This is a genomic window from Leucobacter aridicollis (assembly GCF_013409595.1).
Taxonomy (GTDB): Bacteria; Actinomycetota; Actinomycetes; order Actinomycetales; family Microbacteriaceae; genus Leucobacter; species Leucobacter aridicollis.
The window spans coordinates 1,174,355-1,193,585 of record NZ_JACCBD010000001.1; the positions used below are offsets into that span (position 1 = coordinate 1,174,355).

The window sequence follows — 19,231 nt, forward strand, 5'->3', positions numbered from 1 at the left end:
CTGTTGTGATCGGTCGGTGTTGTGCGATGCGGCGCACACCCATACACTGGTGTGCAGTATTCGAATTTAGTGTTCAAATATCGAACACGAGGCTCTCGGGCACAATGAAGTGAGGTTCACCCATGCAGTTCCACCATCATGGCTATGTTTCCACGGATCCGCGCGTGCTGCCAGCCGCCGGCGTGGGGCTCGATCGCCCGGAGGAGCTGCCAGACGAAGTGGACGTGCTGATCGTCGGGTCCGGTCCGGCAGGCATCGTCGCGGCGGCCCAGCTCGCGCAGTTCCCAAACGTCGTCACCCGCGTCGTCGAGCGCCGCGACTCGCGCCTCGTGCTCGGCCAGGCCGACGGTATCCAGGCCCGCAGCGTCGAGACGTTCCAGGCGTTCGGGTTCGCCAGGCAGATCATCGACGAGGCGTACCAGATCACGGAGACGAACTTCTGGACTCCCGACCCGGAGAACCCGCAGCACATCGTCCGCAGCTCGGCCACCGACGACGACCCGGCCGGCATCAGCGAGTTCCCGCACCTCATCGTGAACCAGGCGCGCGTGATCGACTACTTCGCCGAGTACGCGCGCCGGGCTCCCGCGCGCGGCGACGTCGACTACGGCTACGAGTTCGAGGGCCTTGAGGTCGGCTCGGGCGACTACCCCGTCGCGGTCACGCTCCGCGAAGTCACCGGGCAGAGCGGCGCTGGGATCAACGCCGAAGCGGCCGCCGACGCCGCGCGCGGGGCGACGCGCGTCGTGCATGCGAAGTACGTGATCGGCGCCGACGGGGCAAGCTCCCGCGTGCGGCGGTCGATCGGAGGATCGCTGTCAGGATCGACGTCGATGCATGCCTGGGGCGTCATGGACGTCCTCGCGGTCACAGACTTCCCCGATGTCCGGAAGAAATGCATCATCCACTCGGAGGCCGGAAGCATCCTGCACATCCCGCGCGAGGGGAACCACCTGTGCCGGATCTACGTGGACCTCGGAGAGGTCGCCGAGGGCGACGATCGTAAGGTCCGCGACACGCCCCTTGAGGAGATTATCGCGCGCGCGAACGCGATCCTCAGCCCCTACACGATCGACGTCAGGGACGTCCCCTGGCACAGCGTGTACGAGGTTGGTCATCGCCTGACCGATCGCTTTGACGACGCGGAGACCTCGCCCGACGGCACGGGCCGCGTGTTCCTCATGGGCGACGCCTGCCACACCCACAGCGCCAAGGCTGGCCAGGGCATGAACGTGTCGATGCAGGACGGCTGGAACCTGGGCTGGAAGCTCGGCTACGTGCTCGAGGGGCGCAGCCCCGAGTCGCTGCTTGCGACCTACTCGGAGGAGCGCCGCGTCACCGCCAAGAACCTCATCGATTTCGACCGCGAGTGGTCGACGCTCATGGCGAAGAAGCCGGAGGAGTTCGATTCGCCCTCGCAGCTCGAGGAGTTCTACGTGCAGACCGCCGAGTTCCCCGCGGGCTTCATGACGGAGTACACCGATTCGATGCTCACCGGTACACTCGAGCACCAGGCGCTCGCCGCAGGCTTCCCGATTGGCAAGCGTTTCAAGTCGGTGATGACGACGCGCGTGGCCGATGCCGTGCCAGTGCACCTCGGCCACCACCACCGTGCCGACGGCCGCTACCGCGTGTACGTGTTCGCAGACCGATCGGGCGAGCAGCTCGCGCGCTGGGCCGACTGGCTCCTCGAGAACCCGGCGTCGCCGATTACGCGCTTCACCCCGGCTGACGCCGATCTCGACGCGATCTTTGACGTGAAGGCCGTGCTGCAGCAGCCACACCGCGAGGTGCGCATCGAGGAGCAGTCGAAGCTGTTCCTGCCCGCGTCCGGCCCGCTCGGCATGACCGACTACGAGAAGATCTACGCGGCGAATGCTGGCGAGGACATCTTCGAGCTGCGCGACGTCAGCCGGGACGGCGCGGTCGTCGTCGTGCGCCCGGACCAGTACGTCGCGGCGGTGCTTCCGCTCGACGCGCCTGAGGCGCTCGCCGAGTTCCTCTCGACGGCCTTCCTCGACCGCCGCTGAGTAGGTGGCGCGGGTGTGCGGGGCAGCGGCGACGCGCACCCGCGCGCCGCTAGAGCAGCTGGTGCTGCCTGCGGGCGATGAGTCCGCGGAGCATGATCGCTGTTGACGTGCGGATCACGCCGCGGCACTTCATGATCTCCTGCGTAACGCGGTAGACGTCGTCGGCGTCGCGTGCGACGATCTCGATGGCAAGGTCGCTCGGGCCCGAGACCGCGAAGCACTCGGTGATCTCGGGGATGAGTTCGAGGTCGGCGATCATTCCCTCGAGCTCCTCTTGGTTCGCCTCAGCGGTGATCCGCGCGCGGAGCGGCCAGCCGAGCGCCGGCGGGTCGAGGCGGAGCGAGTTCGCGCGGAGCGCGCCGGACGTCTGAAGCTTGTCGAGCCGGGTGTGCACGGTGCCGCGCGCGAGTCCGAGCCGATACGCGATGGCCTGCACGGTGGCCCGCGGGTCGGCGTCGAGGACCGTGAGGATCCGGCGGTCGGTGGCGTCAAGGACATGCATACTGTTCAAGTTAGTCCCACCCGGGTGAGAATTCATCGATCAAAACGATCAATAACTCGGGCGCCACTTGTCGGATCCGCTAGCGGTCGATTGAATTCTCGGCATGACTAGTGCTTCTACCCTGACCCAGCCCGCCCTCACCGACGAGAGCGCGACTGCAGAATTTCCGTTCCTCGACCACGAGAAGGTCAACATTTCGACAGGCGCCCGGTCGGGGCTCACGATTATCGTCGCCGTGCACAGCACAACGCTCGGCCCCGCGCTCGGCGGCTGCCGCGTGTGGAGCTACAGCGGCTGGGGTGAGGCGCTCGCCGACGCGCTGCGGCTGTCGCGCGGCATGACCTCGAAGAACGCGCTCGCGGGCCTGCAGCTCGGCGGCGGCAAGTCAGTCATCGTGCTTGAGCCGGGCCAGCAGCTCACTGGCGAGCTGCGTCGCAACGCGTTCCTCGATCTCGGCGACGCGGTCGAGGCGCTCGGCGGGGCATACCTCACCGCCGAGGACGTTGGCACGACGGCCGCCGACATGGCCGTCGTCTCCGAGGTCACCGAGCACGCAGTCGGCCTGCCCGCGGACCAGGGCGGCCTGGGCGATCCCGGCGCCTACACGGCCCGCGGCGTGTACTCCGCGCTGCGCGAGACGCTTCGCCGCACGCACGGCAGCACTGACCCGAAGGGGCGCAAGATCACCATCGTGGGCCTCGGCCACGTCGGGTCGGCGCTCGCCGAGCGCCTCGCCGCCGAGGGCGCGGTGCTCACCCTGTCCGACATCAACGAGGCAAAGCGGGAGCTCGCCTCGGGGCTCGGAGCCGACTGGGTCGCGCCTGCGGACGCCCACCGCGTTCCCGCGGACGTCTTCATGCCTGCCGGTGTCGGCGGCATGCTCTCGCCGCAGGTGATCGACGAGCTCGAGGTTGCCGCGGTCGTTGGCCCGGCGAACAACCAGCTCGCGCAGGCCGACGGCGCCGAGCAGCTCGCGGCGCGCGGCATTCTTTACGCCCCCGACTATCTCGTGAATGCGGGCGGCGTCCTCTACCTCGGCGCCGAGGACGACACGATCGACGAGCGTATTGCGCGCATCGACGCGATCGGCGACACGCTGTCGCGAGTCTTCGATGAGGCCGAGTCGCGTGGCATCACCACAGTGGTCGCTGCAGACAACCTCGTGAACGAGCTACTCGGAAGGTAGCGCTCTCACGCGGGATTCCGCAACGCACCCGCCTGGCCATAAGCCGGACGGGTGCGTTGTTCTGTGGGACGAACCGGGGTGGGTGCTCTCGTTTGCGCTCACAACCGTGCGCGTCTCGGCAGCCACTAGTCTGCTCAGTATGAGCACGAAACTTATCGATGAAGATACCCTCACCGCCCAGATCGCCAAGGTCGCCGAAGACGCTGGGGTGTTCGCGTTCGCGCACGCCCGCGACATCGACACGGGCGTCGAAGTCGGCTTCCGCTCTGACGACCCCACCGTGACGGCCTCGGTCTTCAAGGTTCCCGTGCTCGTCGAGTACGTGCGCCAGGTGGCCGCGGGAGAGCTCGACCCCGCGCAGCGCATCGAGGTATCGCCGTCGGAGGCAACGATGGGCCCCACGGGCCTGAGCGTGTTCTCGGACGTCGCCGACTGGTCGCTGCGCGACATCGCGACCTCGATGATCACGGTGAGTGACAACGCGGCGACCGACATCGTCACAGGGCTCGTCACTGTGGATCGCGTCAACTCGACGATGCGTGAGCTCGGGCTGCCCGGCACGCAGCTGACCGGTGATTGCTCGGTCATTTTCGACGACATCGCGAAGGATCTCGCGGCGGCCGGCATCGGCACCATCGACGGCATGGCGAGCGTGGACTACGACACCGCCGCGACCTTCACCGCCGCGACGCCCGAAAAGACCAACCGCACGACGCCGCGCGAGGCGACGTCGCTCCTGCAGCAGATCTGGACGGACGCCGCGGCGACGCCCGAGGCTTGCGCCGAGGCGCGCCGCATCCTCGGCATGCAGGTGTGGCCGCATCGCCTGAGCGCCGGCTTCCCGCGCGACGACGTGAAGATCAGCGGCAAGACCGGCACGATCGGCATGGTGCGCAACGAGATCGGGGTCGTCGAGTTCCCGGATGGCAAGCGCCACGCGATCGCCGTCTTCCTGCGCGGCAAGACGCTGCAGTCGCGCAACCCGGCGGCAGACCGCGCGATCGGGGACATCGCGCGCCTGCTCTCCGACGCGCTCGGCTAGCCCGAGCTCCCAGCAGCCTGGCGAGCACACAATAGCCCGGGCCCCGTTCACGGGGCCCGGGCTATTGCGCGTGTGCTGGTTAGCGGTTGATGAGCGGCAGCATGCCGCGCAGCGACGCGGCGGCGAACTGGTAGCACGCGGTGATGAAGTTCACGGCCTCGCGCGGCGAGCGCGCGGTGAGCTTGATTGTGCGGATCGCGGTGCGCTCGGCCGTCGGGATCATCTGCGCGAGCTCCGCGGAGGGGATGTTTGGCATGTCGATCTCCGCCTCGATGATCTCCGGCACCGGGGCGAGCGCCAGCTCACCGGCGCCCTCCACGGCGCGCTTCGCCGCGTCGTGGATGAGACGGCGCGACTCGGTGGGGGAGACGGAGTCGGCCGCGTTGTAGCCGTGCGCCTCCTTCACCGTCACCGTGTGGATGCCGGGCAGCGAGGTCGCGATGTCGGCGCAGATCACGTCGTCGCCGGTGAGGAGCGCGACGGGCACGCCGACCGCGGCCGCCTGCAGCGCGTTCACGTCCGCCTCGGAGACCGGAGTGCCGTTGACGCGCACCTCGTTGAAGAGCGACGAGTAGGTGTGCGCGATGACGCCCGGCCCGCCTGCGGCCGCGTGGTAGCCGATGAAGAGTGCGACGTCGTGGTCCTTGTCGATGCCCTCGGCCATGCAGTCGACCTTGGGGCTGCCGAATACGACGCGGGCGCGCTGGTCGAGATCCTCGTGAATGAGGTTGTCCATCGTGCCGTGGCTGTCGTTGATGGTCACCTCGGTCGCGCCACCGGCAAAGGCCCCCTCGATGGCAGCGTTCGCCTCGCCGGTCATCAGCTGCTGCGCGCGCGGGTAGCCGTGGCCGCCTCGGACAACCTGGTCCATCGTGGCGATGCCTGCGACACCCTCCATATCGATCGAAATGTATACGCGCATTACTAACCTTTCCAAGGGGATGTGAAGCGGCGGCGTCGCACCGTCGCGAAGCGTAAGGCCTCCAATCTCGAAGCCTATGAGGTATCGGAACCGGGGTGTTGGTACGCCGGACAGTTTTTGGGTTCGTTGCTTGGCGCGTCCGACAATGCGACGCGATTCACTTCTCCGCAATACTGAGTTCAGCAGCTACGACCCAACGGCGAGGAGAGCGCATGCCAGCAATTTCTGCGAGTCCATTACCGGACACTGATACACCACAACCGCAGAAGCGAGAATCGTTCCTGGCTCGCAAGCCCTGGGCCGCGTACCTTCTGCGTCGCGGCGGCTACTTCGTCGTATCGATGTTCGTGTTGATCACGGTCACGTTCCTGCTCATGCAGCTCATTCCTGGCGACCCCGCGCGCGTGTCCGCGGGCGAGAATGCCTCGCCGGAGGCTATCGAGGCGCGCCGGATCGAGCTCGGCCTCGACCGGCCCGTGATCGTCCAGTACTTCTCGTTCTGGAAGGGGCTCTTCACCGGCGACCTGGGCGAGTCGATCAGCTCGCGCATGCCGGTGATCGACGTCATCATGCAGCGCGCACCCGCGACGCTGGAGATCGCGTGGTCCGCGGTCGCGATCGCGCTGTTCGTCGCGATCTGCCTCGGTCTGACGTTCGGCGCCCTCACCCACGGCGAGCGCCGCCCGGGCGTCGACGCCGGCTTCAACTCGGTCACCGCCGTGCTCGCGCTCATCCCCGAGTTCCTCGCAGGCGTGTTGCTCGTCTACTTCTTCGCGGTGACGCTCGACCTGTTGCCGGTCGCGGGCAGAGGGGACTTTACCTCGTACATCCTGCCGGTCACGGCGCTGGCGTTCGGGCCAGCCGCGGGGCTCACCCGCATCGTGCGGGCCGAGACGCTCACGGTGTTGCAGCAGGACTACGTTCGCACCGCCCGCGCTCGGCGGATGTCGCCCGTGCGGCTGTACCGCAAGCACGTGCTTCCCAACCTGCTCACGTCGACGCTGACGATCTCGGGTATGGCGCTCGGCGGCATGATCGCGGGCACCGTGATCGTTGAGGGCATCTTCGCGTGGCCGGGCCTCGGCGGTGTCATCGTGCAGTCGATCCAGGGCAAGGATTACCCGCTGGTGCAGGCGATCATCATCTTCTACGGGGCAGTGGTGCTGCTCATCAACCTCGTTATCGACGTCCTGCTGATCCTGCTGGATCCCCGTACCGCATTGGATAAATCATGACCATGTCACAGCGCTTCCTCGCAACGTTGCGAACGCCGCTCGGGGTCGCCTCGATGGCGACGCTCGCCGCCCTCCTGTTCTTCGCGATTTTCGCTCCCATCATCTGGGGTGAGCAGGCCGCCCTCACCAACGCGAGTCAGATCTCGCAGCCGCCGAGCGCCGAGCACGTGTTCGGCACCGACGGTTCCGGCAGGGATATCCTGCTGCGCACCCTCGTAGCGACGCGCCTCTCGATCGTGATGTCGCTCACGGCGACAGTCATCGGGATCGTGTGCGGCGTGGTGCTCGGGCTGATGCCGCTCGTGCTGGGCGGCCGCGCGGGCCGGTGGCTCGTCGCGGGCATCAACATCGGTGTCGCGTTCCCCGGCCTGCTGCTCGCGATCGCCTTCTCGGTGATCTTCGGGCAGAGCGCGATGGCCGCGAGCCTCGCGATCGCGATTGCGATGATGCCGAACTACGGTCGCCTCGTGCACAACCTCGCAGCCTCGGTCTGGGGCCGGGACTACGTATCGGCGGCGCTCGTGCTCGGCGTGCCCAAGCGCCAGATCGTGTTCCGGCACGTGCTGCCGAACATCCGCGATCCGCTGCTCGTGAACGCGACGCTCACCGCGGGCGGCACGCTGCTCGCGTTCGCCGGGCTGTCGTTCCTCGGCCTCGGCGTGCAGGTGCCGCAGTACGACTGGGGACGCATGCTCAACGAGGGCATCAGCCGGATCTTCGTCACCCCGACGGCGGCGCTCGTTCCGGGCATGGCGATCATCCTCGCCGGCATGACGTTCGTGTTGCTCGGCGAGGTGTTGAACCGCACCCTCCGCACGGGCGCGCAGCGGAGCCTGTCGGCGGGCCTGCTGAAGAAGCTCAAGCTGTCTCGCGCTGAGAACGCCGCCGAGGTGAAGCGCCGCGGCGAGACCGTCTCCACCGGCGAATCGAGCGACACCGTGTTGTCGGTGCGCGGCCTGAAGGTGTTCGCGCCGCAGGGCGGCACGCAGCTCCGGCCGCTCGTCGATGGGGTCTCCTTCGACGTCGGGCGCGGCGAGATCGTCGGCGTTGTCGGCGAATCGGGGTCGGGCAAGAGCCTCACCCTCATGTCGATCGCTGGCCTGCTCGAGGCGCCGCTGCACGTCACGTCGCGCTCGGCGAGCTTCGACGGTGAAGACCTGGTGCTCAGCGAGGAGGGGCATCCGAGGTCCCTCGACCATCACTTTGGCACGAAGCTCGCGATGGTCTTCCAGGATCCGATGTCGTCGCTGAACCCGGCGCTCCACGTCGGCACGCAGGTCGCCGAGAGCGGGCTGCTGCACCTCGACATGAACAAGGCGGAAGCGAAGGACGCCGCGATCGACAGGCTCAACGCCGTGAAGATCCCTGACGCCGAGCGCCGCTACTCGCAGTACCCTCACGAGTACTCGGGCGGCATGCGGCAGCGCGCGATGATCGCCGCCGGACTCATGGGCAAGCCGTCGCTGATCCTCGCCGACGAGCCGACCACCGCGCTCGACGTGACAGTGCAGGCAGGCATCCTCAAGCTGCTCAAGCAGATCAACGAGGAGGATGGCACGGCGATCATGTTCGTCTCGCACGACATCGCCGTGGTGACGTCGCTGTGCACGCGCGTGCTCGTGATGTATCGGGGGCGGATCGTCGAAGACATCAGTTCCGAGGAGCTGCGCGCCGGCAACGCCGCGCACCCGTACACGCAGGCCCTCATGGCGACGGTCCCCACGATGGACAGCCCGCGCGGCGAGGCGATGGCATCGATTCCTGACGACGCTGATTTCTCGGGCACCTCGCCCATCGGCGTCATCGAAGCGGTCATGCCGCCCACCGGCGCGGTGCGCCTCATCGACTTTGAAGGAGCCGTGAAGTGAGCAACCAACTCGAATTCGACGCAGTGAGCATCACCTACGGCCACGGTGCGTCCGCCTTCAAAGCCGTGAACGACGTCAGCCTCGAACTGCGAGCGGGCGAGGTGCTCGGGCTCGTGGGGGAGTCCGGCTCGGGCAAGTCGACGCTCGCTCGCGCCGCCGTCGGGCTCGCGGAGCCCTCCGACGGCCGCGTGGTGCTTGAGGGCAACGAGATCTCCCACGCGCGCGGTCGCGTGCTGCGGGAGCGGCGGCGGGTGCAGATGATCTTTCAGGATCCGCAGTCCTGCTTCAACCCCCGCCGCACGATTGGGCAGTCGCTCGACGAGGCGCTCGTCGCGGCGCATAAGCGCGACGGCTCGGCGATCCCGGCGGTTCGAGCGCGCAGGGACGAGATCGCGAACCTGCTGCGCGCGGTCGCGTTGCCCTCCGACACCGCGCAGCGGATGCCCGCGCAGCTGTCCGGCGGGCAGCGCCAGCGCGTCGCGGTGGCGCGGGCGATCGCGGCGAAGCCGGCCGTGATCCTCGCCGACGAGATCACCTCGGCGCTCGACGTGTCCGTGCAGGGCTCCGTGCTGAACCTGTTGAAGCAGCTGCAGCGAGACCTCGGCTTCTCGATGCTGTTCATCAGCCACAACCTCGCGGTCGTGCGCCTGGTCTGTGACCGCGTCGCGGTCATGCGCCAGGGCAGGCTCGTCGAGGTCGGCGAGACCCTCGATGTCATGCACGATCCGCAACACGACTACACCCGCGAGCTCATCGCCGCGGTTCCCACACTGTAACGACTGTTCACTCCTGATCCACCCAACCAGTTCGGGGCGGCAAGTCGGGCGAGCGCAACTGCAGAGCACACCGACGTGCTGTGCGCGCCCGCTCGGTGCGCTTGCCGCTCGAGCTTCAACCGAAGGAAGACACTATGAAGGCGTACACACTTGTTGGTCTTGCGGCCGTGGGGGCGCTTGCGCTCTCGGCCTGCACCGGCGGCGGCGGAGGCGGCGCGAGCGGCGAGAGCGGTGGCGAGCCGGTCATCGACGGGACGCTGAGCTACGCGATCACCCGCGATCCTGGCATGTTGTTCAGCCCGCTCAACCCGAGCGGGGCGCTCGGCTCCGTCACTCAGTGGGCGTACGAGTCGCTCATCTACTTTGACGCGGACGGCCAGCCGCAGGGCTGGCTGGCGAAGTCGTGGGAGCAGACCCCGACGTCCCTGCACTTCGAGGTGCGCGACGATGCGGTGTGCGCGGACGGCACGAAGCTCACCGCCGAGACGATCGCGAACAACTTCCGGTGGATCGCGGATCCCGCGAACAACTCGACCGCGATCAACCTCGTCGTGCCGTCGACCGCGAAGATCGAGAACGACGACTCGAGCATCACGATCACGACCGTTGAGCCAGATCCGTTCATGATCACGGCTATCGGGTCGCAGGCGATCTATTGCCAGGCCGCGCTCGACGACCCGCAGTCGGTGTCGACGGCGAGCAACGGCACGGGCATGTTCAACGTGACCGATGTTGTCACCGGCGACCACCTGACGCTTGAGCGCCGCGACGACTACGCGTGGGCGCCCGAGGGCGGCGCCGACAGTTCGACCCCCGGCGTGCCGAAGACCGTCGAGCTGAAGATCATCGAGAACGAGAGCACCCGCGCGAACCTGCTGCTGTCGGGCGAGCTGAACGTCGCGACGATCACCGGCCCCGACGCCGACAGGCTCGAGGGCAAGGTCGACGTGCTGAACTCGGGGATGCTTATCACCGGCGGCTTCCTCTACAGCCAGGCTGAGGGGCGCCCGACCGCTGACAAGAACGTCCGCATCGCGCTCACGAAGGCGCTGGATCTCGACGAGCTCATGCAGGTGAGCACCGCAGGCAAGGGCGAGCGGGCCCAGCGTCTCGCGACCGTCGATCCGCAGGTCTGTCAGTACGACGCTGTCGGACCCAACCTGCCCAAGACCGATGTCGCCGGCGCCGAGAAGCTGCTCGACGAGGCGGGCTGGGTGAAGGGCGCCGACGGCAAGCGCTCGAAGGACGGGCAGCCGCTCGTGCTCGAGTTCGCGTGGCAGTCGAAGGGTGCGGAGATCGCGTCGGCGGCTGAGATGATGGCTGACCAGTGGGGCGCGATCGGCGTCGGCGTGAACCACGACGGTTCCGACTACGGTGCGTTCATCGAGAAGATCAGCACCCCGGGCGCCGCGTCGAAGATCGACGTCATGTGGCTCACCGCGAACTACCCGGTGCCGAGCGCGCTGATGGTCTACTACACGGGTGAGGCACCGCCGAAGGGGAACAACTTCGCCGCGCTCAACAACCCGAAGTTCGACGCGCTCGTCGAGAAGGCGAACAACAGCACGGGCGCAGAGGGCTGCAAGGCCTGGGAGGCCGCCGAGGGCGAGATGTACGCGTCTGCGGACTACGTGCCGTTCGCGATGACGTCGCACCCGACGTTCGCGCAGGGCATCAGCGAGTACGGCATCAAGGAATTCGCGCCGAGCACGATCCTCGTCAAGTAACCCACGCGGGTGGGGCGGCGCCGGGCTGAATTAGGCGTCGCCCCATCTCCGCGTACCCCCGGTGCGCCGCAGCGAACCGCGAAAGCGGATCGTTTCGGTGCAGCAGGCCAACGAACTGTCCTGGCGAACAGCACCGGCGTTCAAATTTGTATCGCACACCGAAGTGCGTGGGCACGCACTCCCGGGATGATGGAACCCAGAGCCTCAACACGAAGGAACACACTATGAAGGCGTACAAGATGCTTGGCCTTGCGGCCGTTGGGGCGCTCGCGCTCGCCGGCTGCGCGGGTGGCGGGGGATCTCCCGCGGGCGGCGAGACCGGCGGCGAGCCCGTGATCGACGGCACGCTGAACTTCGCGCTCATGCGCGACCCGGGCATGCTCTTCACCTCGCTCAACCCGAGCGCCGTGCTCGGGTCGGTCACACCGTGGGCGTACGAGTCGCTCGTCTACTTCGACACCGACGGCACTGCCAAGGGCTGGCTCGCGACCGAGTGGGAGGAGACCCCCACCTCGCTGCACTTCGAGGTGCGTGACGACGCGGTCTGCTCCGACGGCACGAAGCTCACCGCAGAGACCATCGCGAACAACTTCCGCTGGATCGCCGATCCGGCAAACAACTCGACCGCGATCAACCTCGTCGTCCCGTCCGACGCGAAGATCGAGAACGACGAGACGAGCGTCACGATCACGACGACCGAGCCCGACCCGTTCCGCATCACCGCGATCGGCACGATGCCGATCTACTGCCAGGCGGCGCTCGACGATCCGAAGAGCATCGCGACGTCCACGAACGGCACTGGCCTCTACCAGATGACCGAGGCCGTCACCGGGGACCACTACACGCTCGAACGCCGCGACGAGTACGCGACTGGCCCCGAGGGCGCGCCGACTGGCTCGACCCCCGGTGTCCCCAAGACCGTCGTGATCAGCATCGTCGAGAACGAGAGCACCCGTGCGAACCTGCTGCTCTCGAAGGAGCTCAACCTCGCGTCGGTTTCAGGCCCCGACGCTGACAGGCTCGAGGGCCAGGTCGACGTGTACGCCACGGGCAAGCTGCTCAGCGGCGGCATCCTCTACAGCCAGGCTGAGGGCATGCCGACGGCCGACCGCGACGTGCGCATCGCGCTGACGAAGGCGCTGAACCTTGACGAACTCATGCAGGTGAGCTCGGCCGGGAAGGGCGAGCGCGCGCAGCGGCTCGCGGTCGCGAACCCGCAGGTCTGCCAGTACGACGCGGCCGGACCAAACCTCCCGAAGATGGACGTCGCCGCGGCCGAGAAGATGCTCGACGAGGCCGGCTGGGTGAAGGGCGCCGACGGCAAGCGCGCGAAGGACGGCAAGACGCTCGACCTCGAGTTCGCCTGGCAGTCGAAGGGCGCGGAGACCGCCGCGACCGCCGAGATGATGGCTGACCAGTGGGGCGCGATCGGCGTGGGCGTGAACCACCACGGCGCCGACTATGGTGCGTTCATCGAGGAGATCAGCAAGCCGGGCGCCTCGACGGTGATCGACACCATCATGCTGTCGGCAAACTTCCCCGTTCCGAGCGCGCTCATGGTCTACTTCACGGGCGAGACCCCGCCGAAGGGCAACAACTTTGCCGCGCTGAACAACCCGAAGTTCGACGAGCTCGTGGCGGAGGCGAACCAGCACACCGGTGCCGAGGCCTGCGCGGCCTGGGAGACCGCCGAGGCCGAGATGTACCAGTCGGCCGACTACGTGCCGTTCGCGATGACCTCGGGGAAGAGCTTCTCGCAGGGCGTTGAGGCTTACGGCATCGACGAGTTCTACACGGCGATGATCCTCGTCAAGTAGCACCCCGCGCGGGGCGCCCGGGCCGACCGTCCGTGGCGCTCCGCGCCCCAACACCACTCAGCACGGCACCAGCACCGCACACCGAACCAGAACACAGGAGTCAACGATGACGAACCCTCTGAACACCCTTGCTTTCGACACCGCGCGGTGGGAGCAGTTTCTCGGTGAGACCGCGAGACGGCACCACGTACCCGGCATCGTCGCCGGCGTGCTGCGCATCGACGAGGCGACGGGCCGTGAGCAGCGCTTCGTCGCGAGCACCGGGCTCGCGAACAATCGCACCGGCGTCGAGACGACCCGCGACACGCTCTGCCAGATCGGCTCAGTCACGAAGATCATCACCGCGACGATGATCATGCAGTTGCGCGAGGAAGGCAAGCTCGAGCTCGAGACGCTCGCCTCCGAGCTGCTCCCGGACACCCCGCTGTCGACGACGGACGACGGCTCGAAGATCACGATCAGGCACCTGCTGTCCCACACGTCGGGCATCAACGGCGACGTCTTTACCGACACCGGCCGGGGCGACGACTGCATCGAAAAGTACGTTGCACTGTTGAAGGACGCCGAGCCGCTCTTCAGCCCAGGCAACGGCTGGTCGTACTGCAACTCCGGCTGGGTCGTGCTCGGCCGGATCATCGAGCTGCTCGATGGCCGCACCTGGGACGCTTCGGTCCAGGCGCGCATCAGCCAGCGCCTCGACCTGCACCAGTTCTTGACGATGCCCGAGCAGATCATGAGCCACCGCTACCAGCACGGCCATACCCGCGACACGGGATCGAAGGATTGGGTGCCCGCGCCGACGACCGCGCTACCGCGCTCGGTCGGACCCGCAGGCATCATCAACAGCAGCGTCGACGACCTGCTCGACTTTGGCCGCTCCTTCCTCCGCGGCGGGCTCGGCGTGGCCGGCACGAACGTGCTCAGCCCGGAGTCGGTCGAACTGATGGCGCAGGTCCAGGCGGATCTCGGCGACGCCGACGCGCTGTCGCCGCAGTGGGGCCTCGGCTGGATCCTCGACGAGTGGGAGGGCCACCGCCTGTTCTGGCACGGCGGCACCACGGTCGGAAACAAGGCCTGGTTCCAGGTGCTTCCGGACGACGGCGTCGTCATCGTTGTGTTCTGCAACGGCGGCATCGCAAACCGTGCGGGCGGCGAGATCGTCGAGGCGTTCGCGCGCGAGTTCGTTGGCGCATCCACCGGCGCCGGGGTGAGCCCGTCGGGCCCCGCGAGCGAGACCGTCGTGAAGGACGAGTGGCTTGGCACGTACGGCGACTTCATCACCTCCGTCGAGGTCTTCAAGGCCGAGGACGGCCAGGTGAAGGCGAAGCTCACGCAGGGGCTCGACCCGAGCTCGGTCACCTCGACGCTCTTCGACATCCTGCCGACCGCGAAGCCGAACCGGTTCGTGTCCCGCCCGGATTCGCTGTCGACCTGGTCGCAACTCACATTCACCACGGTTGACGGGCATCCCTGCCTGTACGCCGACATTCGTTGCCTGCGCAAGCGCGACGAAGCCGAAGCAGCCGCCTAATGCGACGCGTGCTCTTGCGCGGCGGCCGGGTGGTGGACCCTGGCGGCGGGACCGACCGCGTCGCCGACGTGCTCATCGAGGACGGCCGGATCGCCGCGGTCGGGCTGGAGCTGCGGGTCGACGACGCGCAGGAGATCGACGTCGCCGGCATGATCGTCGGGCCGGGCTTCGTCGACCTGCACAGCCACGTGAACTCGATCGCGGGCCAGCGGTTGCAGGCCCGCGACGGCGTCACCACCGCGCTCGAGCTGGAGGCAGGGCTGCTGCCCGTCGAGCTCGCCTACACGAAGGCGATGCAGGAGGGGCGGCCGATCAACTTCGGCTTCTCGGCATCGTGGGGCATGGCCCGCGCCGAGGTGCTCTCTGGCCGGTCGGCCAACGCCGACTTCGCCGAGGGCCTCTCGATCCTCGGTGACCCTGCCTGGCAGGCTGACTCGACTCCCGCGCAGCTCACCGCGTGGCTCGGTCGGCTCGAGAGCGAGATCGGCGATGGCGCGCTGGGCATCGGGATCCTGCAGGGGTACGCGCCGCGGACGGACCCAGCGGAGTACCTCGCCGTCAACGAACTCGCGGCGCGCGCAGGCGTGCCGACGTTCACTCACGTGCGCGAGATCACCGAGGCCGATCCGACGACGCCGATGGACGGCACGGAGGAGGCCGCGCGCGCCGCGATGGAGTTCGGGGGACAGGTGCACCACTGCCACGTGAATAGCACGTCGCGCAGGCACATCGATCGCACGCTCGGCGTGATCGAGCGGGCCCGCGCGGGCGGCGCCGCCATGACCGTCGAAACATACCCCTACGGGGCCGGCAGCACCGGCATCGGGGCGGCGTTCCTCGCGCCGGAGCGCCTCGGCGTCTGGGGGATTGCGCCGTCGAACATCGTGATTGTCGCGACGGGCGAGCGCATCCGCGACGCCGAGCATCTCCGGCACATGCGCAAGACCGATCCGGGCGCGGCGTGCATCGTCGAGTTCATCGACGATGCGGATCCGACGGACCGCGCCCTGCTCGAGCGCGCGCTCGCGTTCCCGGACGGGATCGTGGCGTCGGACGCGATGCAGGTGAACTGGCCAGACGGGAGCGTCGACACGCGGGAGTGGCCGCTGCCGGCTGGCGGGACCACCCATCCGCGGACCGCGGGAACGTTTGCGCGCTCGATCCGCATGATGGTGCGCGAGCAGCGGGCCTGGAGCTGGCTCGAGGCGTTCCGCCGCTGCAGCTTTCTGCCGGCCCGCGTCATGGACCAGACGACCCCGGCGTTCGCGCGGAAGGGCCACCTCGGGCTCGGCGCCGACGCCGACATTGTGGTGATCGATCCCGACCGCATCACAGACCAGGCGACGTACTTCGACAGCACCCGGCCATCGATCGGGATCGAGCACGTGCTCGTTGCCGGCGAGTTCGTGGTCCGTGACGAGGACATCGTGACCGACGCCTACCCGGGCCGCGGACTCCGCGGCCAACTCAGGTGACACACCCCTCATCCTTGCCCCTGAGCGGCCACAAGTCGCTCGGAAGACAGAAAGGTCCATCGACATGACACCGCACACGGTGCGCCTCGATGACATCGTCGAGACGATTCACACCCTCGTCGAATGCGAGTCCCCATCAGACGACCACGACGCGGTCGCGGCCTCGGCCGCGCTCGTTGCCGAGCTTGGCGAGGAGCTACTTGGGGCCGCCCCCGAGCGCATCGTCATCGACGGGGTGAGTCACCTCAAGTGGAGCTTCGGTGACGCGACGCGCGTGCTGCTCGTCGCCCATCACGACACTGTGTGGCCGCTCGGCACGCTCGCCCGGCTGCCTTTCACGAACGCGGACGGCGTGCTCACCGGTCCCGGCTGCTTCGACATGAAGACGGGCCTCGCGATGGCGATGCACGCGGTCGCCGCGCTCGCGGAGCGTGACGGCGTGACGCTGCTCGTCACCGGCGACGAGGAGCTCGGCTCCCCAAGCTCGCGCGCCCTCATCGAGGAGACCGCGAGCGGCGCGAGCGCGGCGCTCGTGCTCGAGGCGTCCGCCGACGGCGGCGCGCTGAAGATCGAACGCAAGGGCGTGTCGCTCTACGAGCTCGTGGTCTACGGCGTCGCCGCGCACGCCGGGCTTGAGCCCGAGAAGGGCGTCAACGCCTCGCTCGAGCTCGCCCACCAGCTTCTCGCGGTCGCCGGGCTCGGCGACACGGAGCTCGGCACCACGGTCACCCCGACGGTCGCGACCTCGGGGACGACGAGCAACACGGTGCCCGCGCGCGCCTCGTTCAAGGTCGACGTGCGCGCCCGCACATTCGCCGAGCAGGATCGGGTACACGCCGCCATGCTCGCGCTCCGCCCGGTGCTCGACGGCGCCCAGCTCGAGGTCATTGGGGGGCCAAACCGGCCGCCATTCGAGGCGGCGTCCGCCGCGGCGCTCTTCGACCGGGCGCAGGCCGCCGCCGCCAGGCTCGGCCTGGAACCGCTCGAGGGCGTCGCCGTCGGCGGCGCGAGCGACGGTAACTTCACCGCTGGGATCGGCGTGCCGACGCTCGACGGCCTCGGGGCCGTCGGCGGCGGGGCGCACGCCGAAAGCGAGCACGTGCTCGTCGCGGCGATCGAACCGCGAACCCTGCTGCTCACCGAACTCATGACGAGCCTGCTCGACGAACCGAAAGCTGGTGCATGATGACCGGTGAACGCATCACTGAAGCGATGAAACATCAGGCGCACCTTGACGCCGAGCGCGCGGCCGCACTCACCGGCGTGACCGTTCGCGAGATGAGCGGGACCGACGAAGAGGCGCAGGTCATTGACCTCCTCGCCCTCATCTGGGGGCGCACGGCCGACAACCCCGTCGTGCCAAAGGAGATCATGCGCGTGCTCGGGAAGACCGGGAACTACATCGCGGGCGCGTTTCTCGACGGCGAGCTCGTGGGCGCCGCCCTCGGGCTGCACTCGAGCCCGGAGCGCTCGACGCTGCACAGCCACATCACGGGCGTGGTTCCCGGCCTTGTCGGAAAGGCCGTCGGCTACGGCATCAAGCTGCACCAGCGGGCGTGGGCGCTCGACCGCGGCATCGAGGCGATCGAGTGGACGTACGACCCGCTCGTGTCGCGCAACGCGAGCTTCAACTTCAACAAGCTCGGCGCGGTGCCCGTCGAATACCTCGAGAACTTCTATGGGCTCATGGCCGACACGATCAATGCGGGCGATCTCAGCGACAGGCTGCTCGTGCGCTGGCACCTGCTCGACGAGAACGTCTCGCGGCTGGCGGGCGGCGACCGCTCCGGGAGCGACGTCGCCGAGGGATTCGCGGTCGCGATTCCCGACGACATCGAGCGGCTCCGCGTCACCGATCCTGAACGCGCGCGCGAGTGGCGCGGCACGATCCGCGAGCAGCTCACCTCCCACCTGAACAACGGCGCCCGCATCGTCGGATTCCAGCGCGGCACCGGCTACATCTTGCAACACGCATCAACTGAAGGAGAACAAGACTGATGAAGATCGAGGGCTTTGAGCTGCGCCGAGTCGGGCTGCCGCTGGTTTCGCCGTTCCGCACGTCGTTCAGCACGCAGACCGCGCGCGACATTCTGCTGGTGAAGGCTGTCACCGACCAGGCCGAAGGCTGGGGAGAGTGCGTCACGCTCGGCGACCCGCTGTACTCACCCGAATACACCGACGGCGCGGCCGACATCATGAAGCGCTACTTCATCCAGGCCATCGCGGACGTCACCGATGCGACGGGCGTGGGCCAGGCGCTGCACAAGTTCAAGGGCCACCCGATGGCGAAGGCGGCGCTCGAGACCGCCGTGCTCGACGCCGAGCTGCGCGCGGAGGGCCGCTCGTTCGGGCGAGAGCTCGGCTCGGTCCGCGACGTCGTGCCGTGCGGCGTCTCGGTCGGCATCATGGACTCGATTCCCGAGCTGCTCGACGCGGTCGGCGGGTACATCGACGAGGGCTACGTCCGCATCAAGCTGAAGATCGAGCCCGGCTGGGACATCGAGGCCGTCCGTGCGGTCCGCGAGCGATTCGGCGACGACGTGCAACTGCAGGTCGACGCGAACACCGCCTACACGCTGCGCGATGCGCGCCATCTCGCGAAGCTCGACGACTTCGACCTCCTGCTCATCGAGCAGCCGCTCGAGGAGGAAGACATCGTCGGCCACGCCGATCTCGCAAAGATGCTGAAGACCCCGATCTGCCTCGACGAGTCGGTGACGTCGGCCCAGACGGCGGCCGCGGCGATCCGGCTCGGCGCGACGAGCGTGATCAACATCAAGCCCGGCCGTGTCGGCGGCTACCTCGAGGCGCGCCGCATTCACGACCTCGCGGTCGCGGCCGGCGTTCCCGTCTGGTGTGGCGGCATGCTCGAATCGGGCATCGGCCGCGCGGCGAACATCGCGCTCGCCTCGCTTCCGGGCTTCACGCTCCCCGGCGACGTGTCCTCGAGTAGCCGGTTCTACAAGACCGATATCACCGAGCCCTGGGTGATGGAGGACGGTCACCTGACGGTTCCGACGGGCCCCGGCCTCGGCGTCGCCCCGATCCCCGAGCTGCTTGAGGAGTTCACCACAAGCGTCGAGTGGATCGCGGTCTAGCGGTGCGGGCCTTGCTGACGTC

At 68.0% G+C, this 19,231-nt stretch carries 15 protein-coding genes; 13 read left to right on the top strand and 2 right to left on the bottom strand.

What is annotated here, in order from left to right; translation table 11 throughout:
* Window positions 1-122 precede the first annotated feature (122 nt).
* On the top strand, window positions 123-2,030 hold the full coding sequence (locus BJ960_RS05455) for an FAD-dependent monooxygenase (RefSeq protein ID WP_185986548.1): 1,908 nt from the start codon (window positions 123-125) through the stop codon (window positions 2,028-2,030).
* Window positions 2,031-2,079: 49 nt separating this feature from the next.
* Here the strand turns inward: BJ960_RS05455 and BJ960_RS05460 are convergent, their stop codons facing one another.
* The gene (locus tag BJ960_RS05460) at window positions 2,080-2,532 is read right to left on the bottom strand and encodes an Lrp/AsnC family transcriptional regulator (protein ID WP_119282882.1); all 453 of its coding nucleotides are present in this window, start codon (window positions 2,530-2,532) and stop codon (window positions 2,080-2,082) included.
* Window positions 2,533-2,635: 103 nt separating this feature from the next.
* Here BJ960_RS05460 and BJ960_RS05465 point away from each other — a divergent pair, with 103 nt between their 5' ends.
* Window positions 2,636-3,718: a Glu/Leu/Phe/Val family dehydrogenase gene (locus tag BJ960_RS05465; RefSeq protein WP_185986549.1), complete on the top strand. Its 1,083-nt coding sequence runs from the start codon at window positions 2,636-2,638 to the stop codon at window positions 3,716-3,718.
* 139 nt (window positions 3,719-3,857) lie between these two features.
* Window positions 3,858-4,760, top strand: a complete 903-nt coding sequence (locus tag BJ960_RS05470) for a serine hydrolase (RefSeq protein WP_185986550.1) — start codon at window positions 3,858-3,860, stop codon at window positions 4,758-4,760.
* A 79-nt stretch (window positions 4,761-4,839) separates the two neighbouring features.
* Here the strand turns inward: BJ960_RS05470 and BJ960_RS05475 are convergent, their stop codons facing one another.
* Complete coding sequence (locus BJ960_RS05475) at window positions 4,840-5,682, bottom strand: M55 family metallopeptidase (RefSeq protein ID WP_185986551.1); 843 nt, start codon at window positions 5,680-5,682, stop codon at window positions 4,840-4,842.
* A 212-nt stretch (window positions 5,683-5,894) separates the two neighbouring features.
* Here BJ960_RS05475 and BJ960_RS05480 point away from each other — a divergent pair, with 212 nt between their 5' ends.
* The 10 genes from BJ960_RS05480 to menC all read left to right on the top strand — a co-directional run bounded on the left by BJ960_RS05480 (window position 5,895) and on the right by menC (window position 19,209).
* Complete coding sequence (locus BJ960_RS05480) at window positions 5,895-6,917, top strand: ABC transporter permease (RefSeq protein WP_121077381.1); 1,023 nt, start codon at window positions 5,895-5,897, stop codon at window positions 6,915-6,917.
* Window positions 6,914-8,785: a dipeptide/oligopeptide/nickel ABC transporter permease/ATP-binding protein gene (locus BJ960_RS05485; RefSeq protein WP_202229189.1), complete on the top strand. Its 1,872-nt coding sequence runs from the start codon at window positions 6,914-6,916 to the stop codon at window positions 8,783-8,785. The genes BJ960_RS05480 and BJ960_RS05485 overlap by 4 nt, the downstream gene beginning before the upstream one ends.
* Window positions 8,782-9,561 carry an ABC transporter ATP-binding protein gene (locus BJ960_RS05490; protein WP_185986552.1) on the top strand — a complete coding sequence of 260 codons (780 nt, stop codon included), beginning with the start codon at window positions 8,782-8,784 and terminating at the stop codon, window positions 9,559-9,561. Before BJ960_RS05485 ends, BJ960_RS05490 begins: the two co-directional genes overlap by 4 nt.
* Before the next feature lie 134 nt (window positions 9,562-9,695).
* Entirely contained in the window at window positions 9,696-11,288 is a 1,593-nt protein-coding gene (locus BJ960_RS05495) for an ABC transporter substrate-binding protein (RefSeq protein ID WP_185986553.1), read from the top strand.
* Window positions 11,289-11,512: 224 nt separating this feature from the next.
* Window positions 11,513-13,105, top strand: a complete 1,593-nt coding sequence (locus tag BJ960_RS05500; RefSeq protein ID WP_185986554.1) for an ABC transporter substrate-binding protein — start codon at window positions 11,513-11,515, stop codon at window positions 13,103-13,105.
* A gap of 106 nt (window positions 13,106-13,211) precedes the next feature.
* Complete coding sequence (locus BJ960_RS05505) at window positions 13,212-14,636, top strand: serine hydrolase domain-containing protein (protein ID WP_185986555.1); 1,425 nt, start codon at window positions 13,212-13,214, stop codon at window positions 14,634-14,636.
* Window positions 14,636-16,111: an amidohydrolase family protein gene (locus BJ960_RS05510; protein WP_185986556.1), complete on the top strand. Its 1,476-nt coding sequence runs from the start codon at window positions 14,636-14,638 to the stop codon at window positions 16,109-16,111. Before BJ960_RS05505 ends, BJ960_RS05510 begins: the two co-directional genes overlap by 1 nt.
* 64 nt (window positions 16,112-16,175) lie before the next feature.
* Window positions 16,176-17,297 carry a M20 family metallopeptidase gene (locus BJ960_RS05515; protein WP_185986557.1) on the top strand — a complete coding sequence of 374 codons (1,122 nt, stop codon included), beginning with the start codon at window positions 16,176-16,178 and terminating at the stop codon, window positions 17,295-17,297.
* Window positions 17,297-18,109 carry a GNAT family N-acetyltransferase gene (locus BJ960_RS05520; protein ID WP_221936278.1) on the top strand — a complete coding sequence of 271 codons (813 nt, stop codon included), beginning with the start codon at window positions 17,297-17,299 and terminating at the stop codon, window positions 18,107-18,109. The genes BJ960_RS05515 and BJ960_RS05520 overlap by 1 nt, the downstream gene beginning before the upstream one ends.
* Window positions 18,109-19,209: an o-succinylbenzoate synthase gene (gene menC / locus BJ960_RS05525; RefSeq protein WP_185986558.1), complete on the top strand. Its 1,101-nt coding sequence runs from the start codon at window positions 18,109-18,111 to the stop codon at window positions 19,207-19,209. Before BJ960_RS05520 ends, menC begins: the two co-directional genes overlap by 1 nt.
* Window positions 19,210-19,231 lie beyond the last annotated feature (22 nt).